General features: G+C 54.8%; 13 protein-coding genes. 10 read left to right on the top strand and 3 right to left on the bottom strand.

Annotated features, from left to right (window positions below):
- The first annotated feature begins 297 nt into the window (after window positions 1-297).
- Together ACKI1H_RS17060 and ACKI1H_RS17055 are read left to right on the top strand one after the other, a co-directional pair.
- Window positions 298-2,880: an AAA family ATPase gene (locus ACKI1H_RS17060; RefSeq protein WP_440465694.1), complete on the top strand. Its 2,583-nt coding sequence runs from the start codon at window positions 298-300 to the stop codon at window positions 2,878-2,880.
- Between the two features lie 782 nt (window positions 2,881-3,662).
- Window positions 3,663-4,631: a DUF932 domain-containing protein gene (locus ACKI1H_RS17055; protein ID WP_440465693.1), complete on the top strand. Its 969-nt coding sequence runs from the start codon at window positions 3,663-3,665 to the stop codon at window positions 4,629-4,631.
- Window positions 4,632-4,675: 44 nt separating this feature from the next.
- Here the strand turns inward: ACKI1H_RS17055 and ACKI1H_RS17050 are convergent, their stop codons facing one another.
- The gene (locus tag ACKI1H_RS17050) at window positions 4,676-5,035 is read right to left on the bottom strand and encodes a helix-turn-helix domain-containing protein (RefSeq protein WP_440465692.1); all 360 of its coding nucleotides are present in this window, start codon (window positions 5,033-5,035) and stop codon (window positions 4,676-4,678) included.
- A gap of 281 nt (window positions 5,036-5,316) precedes the next feature.
- Between ACKI1H_RS17050 and ACKI1H_RS17045 the strand changes: the two genes are divergently transcribed.
- From ACKI1H_RS17045 to ACKI1H_RS17020, 6 genes are all read left to right on the top strand, one after another.
- A complete protein-coding gene (locus tag ACKI1H_RS17045; protein WP_440465691.1) occupies window positions 5,317-5,979 on the top strand; it encodes a hypothetical protein in 663 nt (220 codons plus the stop codon).
- Between the two features lie 71 nt (window positions 5,980-6,050).
- Window positions 6,051-6,644 (top strand): DUF4339 domain-containing protein, encoded by a 594-nt coding sequence (locus ACKI1H_RS17040; RefSeq protein WP_088171480.1) that lies wholly within the window; start codon window positions 6,051-6,053, stop codon window positions 6,642-6,644.
- A gap of 82 nt (window positions 6,645-6,726) precedes the next feature.
- The gene (locus ACKI1H_RS17035; RefSeq protein WP_440465690.1) at window positions 6,727-7,731 is read left to right on the top strand and encodes a YqaJ viral recombinase family protein; all 1,005 of its coding nucleotides are present in this window, start codon (window positions 6,727-6,729) and stop codon (window positions 7,729-7,731) included.
- A 78-nt stretch (window positions 7,732-7,809) separates the two neighbouring features.
- A complete protein-coding gene (locus tag ACKI1H_RS17030) occupies window positions 7,810-8,721 on the top strand; it encodes a recombination directionality factor (RefSeq protein ID WP_440465689.1) in 912 nt (303 codons plus the stop codon).
- A gap of 69 nt (window positions 8,722-8,790) precedes the next feature.
- A complete protein-coding gene (csrA, locus tag ACKI1H_RS17025; protein WP_172441279.1) occupies window positions 8,791-8,973 on the top strand; it encodes a carbon storage regulator CsrA in 183 nt (60 codons plus the stop codon).
- A gap of 22 nt (window positions 8,974-8,995) precedes the next feature.
- A complete protein-coding gene (locus tag ACKI1H_RS17020) occupies window positions 8,996-9,175 on the top strand; it encodes a hypothetical protein (protein WP_172441280.1) in 180 nt (59 codons plus the stop codon).
- Window positions 9,176-9,452: 277 nt separating this feature from the next.
- On the opposite strand, the gene ACKI1H_RS17015 is transcribed toward ACKI1H_RS17020, so the two are convergent.
- Together ACKI1H_RS17015 and ACKI1H_RS17010 are read right to left on the bottom strand one after the other, a co-directional pair.
- Window positions 9,453-9,953: a hypothetical protein gene (locus tag ACKI1H_RS17015; protein ID WP_440465688.1), complete on the bottom strand. Its 501-nt coding sequence runs from the start codon at window positions 9,951-9,953 to the stop codon at window positions 9,453-9,455.
- Window positions 9,954-11,195: an AAA family ATPase gene (locus ACKI1H_RS17010; protein WP_440465687.1), complete on the bottom strand. Its 1,242-nt coding sequence runs from the start codon at window positions 11,193-11,195 to the stop codon at window positions 9,954-9,956.
- Between the two features lie 375 nt (window positions 11,196-11,570).
- On the opposite strand from ACKI1H_RS17010, the gene ACKI1H_RS17005 reads away from it, so the two are divergent.
- Both ACKI1H_RS17005 and ACKI1H_RS17000 read left to right on the top strand, forming a co-directional pair.
- Window positions 11,571-12,197, top strand: a complete 627-nt coding sequence (locus tag ACKI1H_RS17005; RefSeq protein WP_440465686.1) for a hypothetical protein — start codon at window positions 11,571-11,573, stop codon at window positions 12,195-12,197.
- A gap of 153 nt (window positions 12,198-12,350) precedes the next feature.
- A complete protein-coding gene (locus tag ACKI1H_RS17000; RefSeq protein ID WP_440465685.1) occupies window positions 12,351-14,330 on the top strand; it encodes an ATP-binding protein in 1,980 nt (659 codons plus the stop codon).
- The last annotated feature ends 321 nt before the right edge of the window (window positions 14,331-14,651 follow it).

Here is a 14,651-nt window from a genome sequence, read left to right as displayed (position 1 = left end):
CCCTTCTAGCTGTATCAAATTCTAATGCATCCTAAGGTAGAGTTTTGCATGGCGACCGCCGCCCCTTTTGCACCCTCCCTGCTTATCGCGGCGACTTGAACGCGCATCACCTTGCTGCATAGCAAGATCCCCCCGTTGAACCGCACAGTCCTTGGATGCTCCGCAGCCCCCTCAATCAACGACCAGGGCGAGGCGTCGACAGGGTTCCATCCCCATAAACACCTTCCTGCAATGCTCTGGATGTAGCCAAGTCACTCTGATAGCTTTTTGCCTTCCCCCCATGACAAGGAAGGTAAAATGGCTATCCAGGATGAAATTCGCGAATGGTTGCTCAATCAACCAGATTGGCTACAGGAAGCAACCGAGAGACTACTGAATAAAGGAGAATTGGGGGCAGATGATCTGGCTGCCTTAGTGGCTCTTATCAAGACGCCGGCCGGCCAAAAACCAACGAAACATCGACAGTTCGACGCATTGCTGAAGGCCCCAAACGCCACAGATACGCTCCGCTTGGTACGCATTGGAGAAATTAGTGGTATCGAGAATCTCGAGCCTAGGAGCCCACTCGAATTTGAGTCTGCGAACCTGACGGTCATCTACGGCCATAATGGTTCGGGAAAATCCAGCTACACCCGCATTCTCAAGAAGGTTACGGGCAAGCCGCGAGCTCTAGAGCTGAAGCCAAACGTCTTCAAAGCTCCTCCTCAGGAGAGCAAATGTCAGATCACTTCTCTCCAGAATGGTGTTGAAAGCAGCTCTACGTGGCGTGTCGGCGACGCCCCAATCGATATTTTAATGGCCGTTGATATCTTCGACAGCGACGAAGCCAGCCACTACCTCACTGCTGAAAGTGCAGCCACCTATATACCGCCAATGGTGGGGTTATTCGAAAAGCTGGCAAGCGTTACCGAACAGGTCCGGGAACTGCTGAGTGCTGAGCAATCGAAGCTGATCAGCACGCTGCCAGCGCTACCAGCTGTATATCAAGGAACAGAGACCAGTCGAACCTATTCCACCCTGGGCACCCTTAAGGCAGCAGCTCTAGATTCCGCTTTGCTTTGGAAGGCAGAGGATGAGCAGCGCTTGGTTGACCTGACTGAGCGATTGAAGGCAGATGACCCAAGTGGCTTGGCAGCGCAGAAGCGCCGCACAAAAGCTCAGGTGCAACAGACTGTCAACGCTCTAAACCAGGCCTCGATCCTGTACGGGGCCAATAATGTGCAGACGCTGCGTAATTTAAGAGCCGAGGCCCATGAAAAGCGGCAGATCGCGATTGAAGGAGCCCAAGTAAAATCGGCGGTACTTGACGGCATAGGAACTCCGACATGGCGCGCGATGTGGGAGGCGGCTCGAGAGTACTCTTCGACCCCCTATCCAGAAAAACCATACCCCGTAACGGAAGAAGCACGCTGCCTTTTGTGCCATCAAGAACTAACCGCTGAGGCCCAGCAGCGCCTCAAGGATTTCGAGACTTTCGTCCACAGCAAGCTGGAGTCCGACGCCGAAACTGCCGAAGCGCTCTATAGCCAGAATCTTGCGCAGCTCCCAGCTATCGTCACAGCGCAACAGATTCAAACGCAGTGTGAGGCTGCCGGCCTCACATCTGATGATTGGCATCAATTCTTCAAGGGCTTCTGGCACAACGCCTCCCTCGTGCAGATAGCGCTTCGCAGCCATGAACAGGTAGAAGCGGCTGTGCCGCTGAGTGATATCTCAGCTCACATACAGGTCCTGATTGGCTATCAAGACCAGTTGGAAGGCTCAGCAGCTCAGTACGATCAAGACGCTGTTGGGTTCGATCGCGCCCAAGCATCTCGAGACAAATTAGAGCTAGAAGCTAAAAAATGGGTGACAGAGCAAGCAGCTGCCATTCGTGCTGAGGCCACACGCGTCACCAAGGTAAATGAGTACGAAACTTGGAAAGGATCTGCGGGCTCACGCGCTATTTCGTTGAAAGCTGCTGACGTCACACAGAAGGTAGTTACCGACGCGTACATCGCCCGTTTCAATCGAGAGCTACAAGCCCTCGGTGCAACCAGAATCCAAGTCGAGCTGGTCAAAACGAGAACCAGAAGCGCGAAAGTCTTCCACCAGATCCGCTTGAGGGGAGCTCGCAATGAGCGGGAAATCGTTGGTAGTGTACTGAGCGAGGGTGAGCGTCGGATTATCTCTCTAGCAGCTTTCTTGGCCGACGTTTGCGACAAGCCCGGCGTTGCTCCGTTTGTATTTGACGACCCAATCTCCTCCTTGGACCAAGACTTCGAATGGTCTGTCGCGTGCCGCTTGGTTGAGCTAGCCAAGACACGGCAGGTGATTGTCCTGACACACCGCTTGTCCCTATACGGCATCCTGGAGGATGTATCTAGAAAGGCAGGGGATAAATGGAAGGACGAGCATTACAGACCAATGTGCATCGAAGCGTACAGCGGCGCTGCCGGCCATCCTGCTGACCAAGACGTTTGGAGGGCTACCACGAAGAAGGCCAATAACATTCTGTTAACGAGGCTTGATGCAGCGAAGAAGGCCGGAGACTCCGATGGTGCAGCTATGTATAGGGCACTTGCCCAAGGCATCTGTAGTGAGTTCCGCAAGCTCGTGGAGCGCTCGGTGGAGGACGACCTGCTGAACAAAGTGGTGCAGCGGCATCGCAGAAGCGTCACAACCGAGGGCCGGCTCGGAGGCGTTCCAAGCGTCACTATTGATGATTGCAAACTCATTGACAGCTTGATGACCAAGTACAGCTGTTACGAGCACAGCCAATCTGCAGAGGCACCAGCATTTATCCCTGAGGAACCAGAGCTGCGAGCTGATCTCGAATCTCTGAAGAAGTGGAGAGACGACTTGACCGCACGTCGCGCCTTGCCTGCTGCACTCGCCTAGCGCACGCGAGCAATCAGGAGTGCGAGGCATCAGTAACTTCATTCAGGACTAATGCCTCCACTCTCCCCATGTACTGGATCCGCGTGCGCCATGCAAAACAAAAAACATGGCTTAGCGCGGCCGCCTGACGTCGCCGTTGAACAATCTCACTTCGAATTGGCGCTGCGTGTTATAGCGTCGCCCCCCCTATTGCTGATGCCCCAAGCGCGTGCGCAACGCTGAGAGCGAGATCGAAGCCACTTAGATCTATATCTAGCAACAGACGTTACCCATCTGTCTTACCTCCAGTAGAGATCTGATTCGAAAAAAACTCAGTCATACATCACTGCAATGACATACCACCAGGAGATCCTCCGACCATGTCATTGCACTGCCCTAGCTGTCATTCGCTCAGGATCATATCTGCAAAGCCCACTATGAAGGCCGGCATTATTGTCGGGACTCTCTGTGGCGCAGCTCGTGGCGCATCCGCGGCGTTGGCTGCTAATAGATTCAGCGTCGTAGGCCCCCTCGCCAGCCCTCTAACTATCTCCCTCAGCTTTCTCTCTGCGGTCATTCTACGAGGTCTGACCGGGGCCATTAGTGGATGCGTACTCGGCGTACAACTCGGCGAGCAAATCGATCGCCAGCTACTCGCCGATCACCTCTGTTTGACCTGCGGACATCGTTTCAACCTACCAGCCTGATCAACTTCGCTCCTCTTCTCCCCTTCCCTTTCATTCCGCCGGTGCTGCGCGTTGCGCAGCGCTTTATGCCGGCCATTGTTCACAAGGAAACTCATCATGGCTCATCTCGTAGAAAGCATGGCGTATGTCGGTGCAGCGCCCTGGCACGGCCTAGGTAGCCGATTGTCTCAACGGCAGCCGCTGGAAGTCTGGCAGCGTGAAGCCGGCATGAACTGGCAAATCCAGGAAAGCCCCGTTCACTTCAAATCAGACGCCGCTGGCCATCTCGGCAGCATCCACTCTTTCCCCGAGCAGAAAGTTCTCTATCGCTCTGATACGAAGGCCCCCCTCTCCGTCGTCTCACAACGCTATCAAGTTGTGCAACCGCGAGAGGTGTTGGAGTTCTACCGGGACCTCACACAAGTCTCCGGCTACGAGCTTGAAACCGCCGGCGTGCTCAAAGGCGGTCGTAAGTTTTGGGCACTGGCTCGCACCGGACAGAACACCTCGCTGAAGGGCAACGATCTGGTTAACGGTTATCTGCTGTTGGCTACGTCCTGCGACGGGACTCTGGCTACCACTGCAACTCCGACAACTGTGCGGGTCGTGTGCAATAACACCCTCACCATCGCCGTCGACGGCGCCACCCGGGCGATCAAAGTGCCGCACAGCACCCGCTTCGATGCTCAGGCTGTGAAGAAGCAACTAGGCATCGCAGTCTCGCAATGGGACGAGTTCATGTACCGCATGCGTATCTTGGCTGACACCGAGGTGCACCCGCGCGAAGCAACGAGCTTCTTCATGAACGTCCTATGCGACGTGAGAGCAAACCAGGAGATACCCGACAAGCTCGTTAACGAGCGCGCCCTGCGTAAGGTGCACGAACTATATGAGGGTGCCGGGCGCGGTTCGCATCTGGAAGCAGCCAAGGGAACCGCGTGGGGACTGCTCAACGCAGTCACTGAGTACGTGGATCACGAACGGCGCGCGCGCAGTAATGAGTACCGCATTGACTCGGCGTGGTTTGGTCAGGGGGCGGTGATCAAGCAGAAGGCGCTGGATGCTGCTCTTGCGCTCGCAGCCTGACTAGGTAGATACGGCCAGAAAAAGCGCTGACTCCGATCCCGGGTTCAGCGCTTTTTCTTTGGAGGCTTCAATCGGTTGGCAAAGCGCTCAAGAGTTTCAACCAACAACTCCCTGTCCTCAACGGCAAGCGGCTCCAAGAGATCATGAATGCGATTGGCTTGATCGACTGCACGCGGGCTAGATTCGGTCAATAGCTCAACGAGATCGCACTCAAAAATCGAAGAAAGCTCGATCAACCGCTCAATATTGGGCTTCACGAGCCCGCGCTCGATCCGAGACACAGCTTCATTACCAAGCCCCAAAAGCTCGGCCACTTCTTCCTGAGTCATTCCCGCCCGCTTCCGCTGCTTGGCAATCGCTTGACCTGTCAGCAGCGCCAGTCGTTTTACATCGTCACTGAGCATACAACCCTCCATTCAACTCGAATGGTTGGCCATCGCCTGGTTGACATTAAGTACATAGAAATTTGAATATCCACCTTATGAGTGGAATTTCAACAAAAGGAGTGTGATCGGCCAGGAGAGGGCATTACGAACGCAACTGCAGCTTCGTGAGACAGCAGATCGTGGACCTAGCTCTAAGTGACTGAGGTTTGACGGTTTCGACAAGACGAACTGGGGGCTGGCAACGAGCGAGCCCCCTCTTAACAAATCTACCCAGCAAGGAAATTCAAAGAGGGAACCCAATGAAAATCGCAGTAATCGTAGCCCTTGTTCTGGCTACCGCAGCAACGGTCACTCAAGCGGCTAACAACGTCATGCCCTGCTCGAAGCCGTGGAATCTGAAAAGCACACCATTTGACGGTCTATTCACTGCTGCTGAGGGGCCGGTCAGTACGTGCTTACCGCTCGATGCCCCTAAAGTCGCTCGCCTCGTCATGCCTAATGGCGAAGTACGGTTCGTCTCCGGGTACAAGCCGGTCACCTGTGGTGATGATGGAATCTGCGCCCTGGGCAAGGATTTCTATGGCAATGCGCCCAAAGGAAACTATGTCGTCGCGGCAGGTTGGTACATGGGCGTCGACACGGCCGGCAACCCGGTTTCCTATGCCAACGGCACAGGCCCGGGTTTCAACGGGAACCGTCAGGCTGCCAACTCTCTAGGCAAGCGAGAGCCCGGTGAAAAATTCCATGCCGTCTGCCCTATCAACGACAGCGACTACTGCACCGTCGATACGCCTGTGGGGTTTGTCACGGTGAAGCTCGCCAATCTGCCCACTTTTGGCATTCCGGCCGTCAATGAAGCGGATGTGGCAGCCAAAGGAGGGAACTGCGACTCCCTGCCCATGTGCTACGACAAGAACGGCAATCAGATCGGCGTAAATGCCGACATGCTCCCGAAAAAATAACCCCCTAAATCCCCCCAATGCCCTGTGGAAGCCATCTTCCGCAGCGGGCTCGCTCACCCTAAGGAAATGACATGAGCACCAGTTTTGATAACGCCCAATCCAACGGCGCTGACGCCGTCGGCAATCAATGGCACTACGAGCAGAACGGCGAACGTAAAGGCGGCTTCGATCAACAGCAGATCATCGATTTGATCCGCAGTGGAACGCTGACCCACGGCTCGATGGTTTGGAAGAAAGGCATGACCGCATGGGCCAAGATCGAGCAAACCGAGCTTCGCCAGCACCTGGACGAGTTTGGGCCGCCGCCCCTCACCGGCTCCGGCGTAAACAACAAGATTGTCTGGCTGATCGCCTTCGCTCCGATCATTGGCTATCTGCTGGAGTCCTTCGTTGCCGGTCTGTTCGGTGCGAATGAAGCACAGTGGGAGCGAGCCATGTCGGAGAACCGCTACTGGTACGTCACCCTGGCATTGAACATTGGCTTATCCGTGCTCGACTCCAAGCGCCTCAAGCAAGCCGGTCATGATGTCAGCCGCTTCAAAGGCTGGGTATTTGTGGTGCCGGTTTACCTGTATCAGCGCTCCAAACTGCTGAACCAAAACCTCGCCTACTTCATCACCTGGATCGTCTGTTTCTTCATCAGCATTGGTGCTCACCAGGGCTAAGCGCCCCAACGCATCAGCAGCAAATCCCTTGCATGCCCAGCCGGTGAAGACCTGCTGGGCTTTTTTATGCCCGGAGGCTTCTATGGCTCACGCCTATTTCACCCCCAGCTCGGACCTACCTCGCCCAGCCCTACGCTTGGTAAGCACGAAGGATCTGTCTCGCGATGACTGGCTTGCTGTCCGCAAACGCGGCATTGGCAGCTCCGATGCAGCCGCTGCTGTCGGCCTTAACCCCTACAAGTCACAGCTGGAGTTATGGCTGGAGAAAACTGGCCGCGACTCTGGATTGCCTAAGTGTGATGTGAACGATGAGGAAAGCCCCACCTACTGGGGCAACATCCTGGAATCGATCGTTGCGCGGCATTACACCCAGCGCACCGGCAATCGAGTACGCCGTGTCAATGCCGTGCTGCAGCATCCTGACGCGAAGCTCGATTGGATGCTCGCAAACATCGATCGTGAGGTCATCGGCTCAGAGGAAGTCCAAATCCTCGAGTGCAAGACCGCTGGGATCAATGGCGCCATCCTTTGGAGAGAAGGAGTACCCGTCTACGTACAACTGCAGGTAATGCACCAACTGGCGGTCACGGGGAAGCCGGCGGCGGACGTCGCCGTACTGCTCGGTGGTCAGCACTTGGAGATCCACCGCATCGAGCGTGATGACGAGCTCATCCATTGGCTCATCGAACTGGAGAAGGAGTTTTGGGGCTATGTCCAACGTGACACGCCTCCACCGGCTGACGGATCGGAATCTGCCGAGCGCGCTCTGCGCTGCCTGTACCCTCTCGACCAAGGGCGCACATTGGATTTCTCTGAGGACGTCGTCCTATCGGCGGCATTCAACGAATTGAAATCTCTACGCGCCACTCTCGATCGCCAGAGCAAACGTGAGGCGGAACTGAAACAGCAGCTGCAACAGGCAATGGGCGATGCCAGTCGAGCGGTGTTCGCTAATGGCATGGTGTCCTGGCGCAAGGCAAAAGACAGCGTCGTATTCGATGTCGCTCAAGCCCTAAAAGAGAAACCCTATCTCCTCGCACGCTACCCCACCACCAAATTGGGCAGCCGCCGTTTCTTGATTCTCTGAATGCGATTCCCCCATTGGCCACCCCGATGCGATTGCTCATCGGGTGGCCTTTTTTATTCATCCACTGGAGAACCACCAATGCTCAAAGGCCTGGCTATCACCCCGCCAGTGATCGGGCGGATTTCCATCGGCAAGGTCGTCGAAAAGAACGGCAAACGCCTACCGGAGAAGGACGACCAATTCACTATCACCACCCAGGTTCAGGTGCGGGATCACTGGCTGCTACACCCTATCGATGAAGAGCTACGCAATGCTCAAGGCGGCAAGATCCGCAGCATCCCGATCCGCCTGCTATTCAATGCTCCAGATCTAAATTTTCGTGCTGAGTACTACCTATTCGATCGCCAGACTGGTCGCCCTGTCTGCGTGGGTGATGGCGAGACCTGCAGGCGCCGCGGTAAAGACGGAGTCGAGTCGATGCCCTGCCCTTCGCCTGACGGCTGCCCACTCGCCAAGGGCGGCGCCTGTAAGCCCTATGGCCGGCTCAACGTTGCCATCGGAGATGAGGACTCGCTAGGCAGCTTTGTGTTTCGCACGACGGGCTTCAACAGTATTCGTACCTTGGCGGCTCGACTGCAGTACCTCCAGGCAATTTCCGGCAATCGTTTGGCCTGTCTTCCGCTGGAGCTACGTCTTCGTGGAAAGTCGACACGACAAAGTCATGGGCTGCCGATTTTCTACGTGGACATCACTGTACGTAACGGCATGTCGATGGAAGAAGCGCTTCACCATGCTCGTGAAGTCGATGAGGCACGACAGGCTGCAGGCTTTGATCAGAGCTCCCTGGACGCAGCAGCGCATTTGGGGTTAGCCAATGGAGCATTCGAGGACAGCGAAGATGCGTGTGAAGTCATAGTCCAGGAGCTCCTTCCAGAAGCCCCAACCGCTGCAGGCATATCCCCAACCACAGCGGGCACACCTGACAGCTTAACCACACGCCCCACGCTCTCGGCGCTCCTGCGTGATAGGGCCCAAGCACGCAATCAGTAATTCACCAATGGACGACGACAGGCATCGAGATCAGCTCGAGGCCGACCTATACCCACAGGAGTAAGAACCATGCTTAGCCTCACACGCAGCGTCGGCAAAACCATTCGCATTGGCAATGACATTGAGGTCGTCATTCTTCGCATCAGAGGCAACCAGGTGCGAGTCGGAATCTCCGCGCCGCCCCACATCACGGTGCATCGCGATGAAGTCTATCGCCGCATCCAAGCTAACCCGGCACCGCCCTGCTGCTAGGCAGTCTCGCAGGAGATCATCCATGGGTTTGATGCGTTTTTTAGGCCTGCTATTTGTGTTGATCAGCATCTTCGCCGGTAGTGCAGCCGTAGTGGCGCTGGTGATCATCGCGGTGCGTTTTTGGCCACTGATGCTGGTCATCGTGCTGACCCTTGTCCTATTTCAATTTAGGCCCAAGTCAGCTCACAAATCTAAGAGATAAAGCGCCATAAGCAGGAGCCCGCCGGGCTCCTGCTGCTTTTTCTTTTTTGGTCGACAGGCATCTACCGCCAGACATTAAATTTGGACCAGCTCGTCATCCCCGCAGTCGCTTTAACGTGCGGAGCCGGACGAAGACTCAGCTACGGACTCGACTCTCTTGAGGGCTCGAATGACCGGTTCCAAGACTGCAAAGTCGCAGAGCAGACATGGGTTGTAGTGGAAATCCGCGCCTCAAGCGAGAGCTAATGATGGAGTGCTTCCGCGGCCCGCGGAGGCAGTCACAACGTGGCTGGGACCACGACCACAGTCGCCTGAATGTCGACTCGAAATCCAAGACGCTGAAAGCGACGCTTCTCCGCGTGCTGGACAACCACGAAGGCAGGATGACGCTTGTTACAAGCGAACGCTTTCTTGTATTGGAAGCGTTGCAGTTCAGCTGAGTGATGTTGGTGGAGAAACTCAACCGTCGAGAACAATTGTGAGACGGCGTGCTCTCGCCAATGGGCCCTCTGATCCTTTAGCTCCACCAAGTACAGGGCCCGGTCTGTGGTCAGCATTCCATCGCAGCGCCCTCGATTTGGCTCATCGGCATCCTGCATCACGCACTTGTCGATTGCGGTGAAGAAAACGTCGTGCTGTGAGGGGTTGTGGACCGTGGCAACCCACTTTTTCTGAGTAGCAGTGTCGACATAGGCGCGGGTATGGTTCTGATCATCACACACCCCAAACTGCGCTTCCGTGTGAGGGCCGCTCTGGCACTGTGAATCGAAGAAATTCACCTAAATCTCCTCTTCCAAGTCCAGCAGTTGGTCAAACAGCTCGTTCCCCACACTCAACCAGTTGTTCAGTAGATTTCCGTCCGAAGGTATACCCTCAAACGTGTGCAGTCGACTGATGCTGCCATCGCGCTCGTTGCACTGATAAATCGCCACATCATCAGCCTCCAGCAAGGCTTCCTCAGGAACGATCCCGTAGAGCTTTGCCAACAGATCCTCTCGCTTTTCCTTGAGAAGGCGCTGCTGGAGGTGCCTTCCCTGAATCGCAAGGCTGAGGTAATTGACGATGTAGGGGCTGTGCGTGGTTAGCACAAGACGGTTGTGCGCCCCCTCATTCTGGAACTCCAACAGACTTTTGAGCATTTCCCACTGTGATGATGGGAAAAGGTTCTGTTCAGGCTCCTCAACGATATTGATGAAGGCCTGCTTGTTAAAGCGTGACGAAAGCACTGACATCGCCACTCGCCTCTGCTCTGGCGTCAAGGCTGAGTTCGACAAAATCTCTTCCACTTCTTTTCTGAAGCGATCTGTCTCCTGTGTACTCATGAGCTGCTGACTTTCTTCGGCGCCTTCCCGCACGGTTCTGGCAAGGTGCTGACTCACCAGATATACAGGAACGAGGGATTGGAAGCCGCTAGATGCATCGGTAAGCCGCAGCTTATGCCCTGTACCCTTGAGGCTCAGGATGTCATTTAGCTTGTCGTACTCGATCTCGGTGTCGTTGATCGGCAATTTGACCGATCCTTTCATGCTCTGCTTGGCCAGATCGAAAGCCGTGAGGAACTCCTTCAGCGACTCAGAAGAGAGCTTCAACTCCTTGGGATGTCTGACGTAAGAGATGAAATTTCGCTCTGCTGGGACGTACATCACCTGAGGCAGTTTGTAGACCCGGCTTGGAGACTCCATGATGCTCAATTGGCCTTTGGCGTAACTGATCGAGTACGCGTCGCCTTCGTACTCAATCTGCGTATCCCCTCGGTCACCTGTTTCCAAATAATTTTCTAGGCGGTGATAGCTCAGGAATTGGCTCTTCAATCGGCCTTTACGCTCGAACCATTTCTTCTCATAGTCCCCACGAACCAGAGCTTTTTCGATCCAAGCGAACGTGGAATAGAGCTTGGCCAAGGTGCTCTTCCCGGAGCCTTGATTGCCGATGAAGACGGTAACGCGCTTGAACTCAATCCAGCCGTCATCCCCAAGACCGGGGCCTATAGGGCCGAAATTCTTGACGCGGAGCCGAATCATGGTGTGTCTCCAATTCATACTGCAGGTCTGGTTTTCACGCTCAGTTGGAGCGTTTCAAGCGCTCTGCGAAATACCAGATAGACGAGAGGTGAGGCGCTAATTTACCTGCTATTTACCTAGCCTGAAAATTTTCAGTGCCGGGAATTCTCACTGCCATCGATATCCTGCTCGATGCAGCTTCGTGAGGAAAAAGTGCTTTTGACATCGTCGCTGAGTCGCCAAAGGTAGCGACAGGCAAACACACACTGATGTCCCCTACGCCGCGCAATCACGAACCACCGCCGATAGCTCCGGCCAAGGCTAGCCCTCTTCTGTGCGGTTAGCGATGATTGAAGGGGAATCGTCGTCTGTTGAACTCGCAGCAAGGCTACCAGCTTGAAAATTATCGCTATAGCTCCACTAGCAAGCTCCAGTGCGGGGCAGATCCTCGCGCTGATAAAGACGCTCGACGCAAACCTGATCATTCTTCCAGGGCACTGTGCCAACACTCCCTCCGCAGCGCGAGTCCGTAGGGCTCTTCCACAAGGCACGTTTGTCTTTCTTGAGGCCGGTGAAAAGCAGCAGGCTTCGCCTTATCTGATTTCCTTCTCCGCAATCGACAAGCTCCCTAAACAGGTATTCGGCACCTCGCCAACCAAGCAAGATCTTCTGGACCTTGAGTCGTGCTTCCCATACCGGACCGTGCAAGTCGGAAAGCATTGGGTCTCATTCATTCTGTGCGGCGAGATTAATGCCTTCAAAGCAGATGGATCAGAAAAATCCGGCATCAAGCTTCCTTTCGACATCCTGATTAATCCGGCTCATTCGGTGATGGGGCGCTGGCATATTCTCGGTAAAAAGCTCAGCGCCCTCTCCCACCAGGGCGTGGTCGTTCACACCGCCAATAATCTTCGGGACAGCGGCCGCCTTACAACTGATGTTCGCATCTATGCCGGTGGCCGGCAGGTGGGAGAACGAGATGGGAATGAGTTTGCAGCGTGGTGCACCTACGAGATCCCGTAATCGAATCAGTAATCTAGCTCCGCTGGCTCATCCGCATTCAGCCAGAAACGGCCGGTCGCCTCATAACCTCTGCCGGCCTTTACAGACTGAAAGCGGCCTCCCTTTTGCTCCGGGAGGTATGCAAAAATCGTCCGAAATGTGACGGGGATACGTATGAAAGCGAATGCTGTTTTCAAGGGAAGTGCCTCAATCGGCAACTCCGGTATCAAGAAGCACTTCAAAAAGGCGGAGCTTTGGCAACCTCTATTCGAGCTCGTCTGGAATGGCTTCGATGCTGCCGCGAGCATCGTATCCATCACTGTGGTCGAGAACGATATGCACGGCGTGGAGCGTGTCGTAGTACTAGACAATGGTGACGGCATAGAGTTTGACACCTTGAGCGATACGTTTGGCAGCTTTAATGACTCAGCGAAGAAAGCCAACCTTTCAATGAAGGGCGAGCACGGACGCGGGCGCCTCGCGTTCCATCTGCTTTGTCGCAACGCATCATGGTTCACTAGGTTCAACAACATTGATGCTGTAATTGACGTCGCTGAGCCAACCATCAAAGATTTTGAAGGGCGACTTCTAGATAGGACCGAGCAGAAGCAGGAGCTGCTGACGCAGGGGAAAGGTACTCTGGTAGAGCTAACGCACTTCACTGGAGCTCTGCCAGAACTGGATAAGCTTCGCGAAAAATTCTCCGTCGAGTTCGGTTGGTACCTTGCGGTGCATCCGGAAAAACTGGTTGTGCTGAATGGAGTACCCGTTCAGGTCCCGAAACATGAAGTGGTTCAGAAGGAAATTGCAGCTGACGACGCTATCTTCCTGGCCCAGGTGTTTCGCTGGGAGCAACGGCCCACTTCGGAGCTGTCGTACCTATACCTGCTCAATTCCAAAGGTGCACCTGTCGAAAAAATACTGAGCTCGCTCAATCAGAAGCCGAATTTTTTTACCAGTATATGTGTGACATCAGCATGGGCTGACACCTTCTCGAAAGAGAGGGATCTGCTGAATCCGGACGCGCACACTCCGGCGTCACCTACCTGGAAGAAGTTCAAGTCCCAATTGGACCGTTTGAGTCAATCCGTCTATGACGACTTCCTGCGCCTGCGTGCCGAGGAGGTGGTTCAGGGCTACGAAGATGAAGGTTACTTCCCTAGCTACGCGGGAATGGATGAATCGGAGAGAGCATGGCGACACAAGCACACCCGCGAGCTGGTGCGAAAGATTTACATCGCTGAACCGCGAGTCTTCCACAATACCAACAAGAAGCAGGCGAAGCTGATCATTCGCCTTCTAGATAGGCTCGCCGTTTCAAACGAGAACGATGCCCTACTTGATGTGCTTGAAAGCGCGCTCGATCTCGACGAAAAATCGATGCAGGATCTAGCGAAACAACTGCATCGCACGACGCTTGAGAATATCGTCGCGAGCATCGAGGTGCTGCAGCGACGAGCTACTGCGGTGCAGCAGCTGCGGTATGTGATGAATGAGCACTACCGCGAGGTTCTCGAAACGCCTGACCTGCAAAAGATCATAGAGAGCAACACATGGCTACTCGGGCCGCGCTACGAGACCATAGGCGCGGAGGAGGATACGTTTGCCAAGATTGCTCGCCGTATGCGGGATGAAGTCATTGCCCGGTCGCCGCTGAGCCTGGAAGACATAGATGAAGAGGCCGATTTCCCTGGCGCACAGCGGCAAGTCGACCTTTTCATGGCTCGCAAGTTTCCAGCCTTTGATTCGCTAGGGAACAGAATCTACAAATGCATCGTGGTAGAGATAAAACGGCCGGCGATATCTCTTAATAAGAAGCACCTTCGGCAGCTTGAGGATTACGCAGAAATCATTGCCAGGGAACCACAGTTCAAGTCGGAGAAGATTCACTTCGAACTCATCCTCCTTGGTCGCCAGATTTCCTCAGCGGACTCTATCATCAAAAGCCGATTGAAAGATCATGTCTTGCGCAACGATCCAGGCTTAGTGACTGATGACCCGCGCATGAAGCTATATGTCATGAACTGGTACACGTTGCTTGATGGCTTCGAGCTGACGCACGGCTTCATGCTCGACAATCTCAAGCTCAAACGAGGCGATTACACCACCACGACCAGAGAAGAGTTGGTTGCAGAGCTGCAGGCCGAGCACTAAAAAAAAAGCACTAACACCGCCCGCAGCTGCAGGAAGCGCTTCCGCTTCGAGGCCGGTGCCGGAGCCGGAGCCGAATCCAGAGGGCGAAAGCTAAATGACAGAAATGGGGCGGCAGTCTTCGCAAGCCAACTACTGCAATCGGCCGTTAGCGGACCAAAGCTGCAGCGAAGCACACACGGCGACCTGATGTTTGCTGCTTCGGCTAATGTCAGCTGCTCTGCCTCAAGTGACAAGTCGCCACCAGCCGACCAGGACATACTCCAAGGCTGAACCAGTCGGGCCGTGTATCCAGGCGCTGTAAACCCATGGCGAAATAATGGC

Source organism: Pseudomonas sp. YH-1, from assembly GCF_051990045.1.
In the GTDB taxonomy this organism is placed as follows: Bacteria; Pseudomonadota; Gammaproteobacteria; order Pseudomonadales; family Pseudomonadaceae; genus Pseudomonas; species Pseudomonas nicosulfuronedens.
This window is presented reverse-complemented; position numbering and strand designations above follow the sequence as displayed.

What these genes read in the sequence shown, in the direction of transcription:
- ACKI1H_RS17060 (WP_440465694.1), top strand. Translation starts at nt 298, where the DNA reads ATGGCTATCCAGGATGAAATTCGCGAATGGTTGCTCAATCAACCAGAT.
- ACKI1H_RS17055 (WP_440465693.1), top strand. Translation starts at nt 3,663, where the DNA reads ATGGCTCATCTCGTAGAAAGCATGGCGTATGTCGGTGCAGCGCCCTGG.
- ACKI1H_RS17050 (WP_440465692.1), bottom strand. Translation starts at nt 5,035, where the DNA reads ATGCTCAGTGACGATGTAAAACGACTGGCGCTGCTGACAGGTCAAGCG.
- ACKI1H_RS17045 (WP_440465691.1), top strand. Translation starts at nt 5,317, where the DNA reads ATGAAAATCGCAGTAATCGTAGCCCTTGTTCTGGCTACCGCAGCAACG.
- ACKI1H_RS17040 (WP_088171480.1), top strand. Translation starts at nt 6,051, where the DNA reads ATGAGCACCAGTTTTGATAACGCCCAATCCAACGGCGCTGACGCCGTC.
- ACKI1H_RS17035 (WP_440465690.1), top strand. Translation starts at nt 6,727, where the DNA reads ATGGCTCACGCCTATTTCACCCCCAGCTCGGACCTACCTCGCCCAGCC.
- ACKI1H_RS17030 (WP_440465689.1), top strand. Translation starts at nt 7,810, where the DNA reads ATGCTCAAAGGCCTGGCTATCACCCCGCCAGTGATCGGGCGGATTTCC.
- csrA (WP_172441279.1), top strand. Translation starts at nt 8,791, where the DNA reads ATGCTTAGCCTCACACGCAGCGTCGGCAAAACCATTCGCATTGGCAAT.
- ACKI1H_RS17020 (WP_172441280.1), top strand. Translation starts at nt 8,996, where the DNA reads ATGGGTTTGATGCGTTTTTTAGGCCTGCTATTTGTGTTGATCAGCATC.
- ACKI1H_RS17010 (WP_440465687.1), bottom strand. Translation starts at nt 11,195, where the DNA reads ATGATTCGGCTCCGCGTCAAGAATTTCGGCCCTATAGGCCCCGGTCTT.
- ACKI1H_RS17000 (WP_440465685.1), top strand. Translation starts at nt 12,351, where the DNA reads ATGAAAGCGAATGCTGTTTTCAAGGGAAGTGCCTCAATCGGCAACTCC.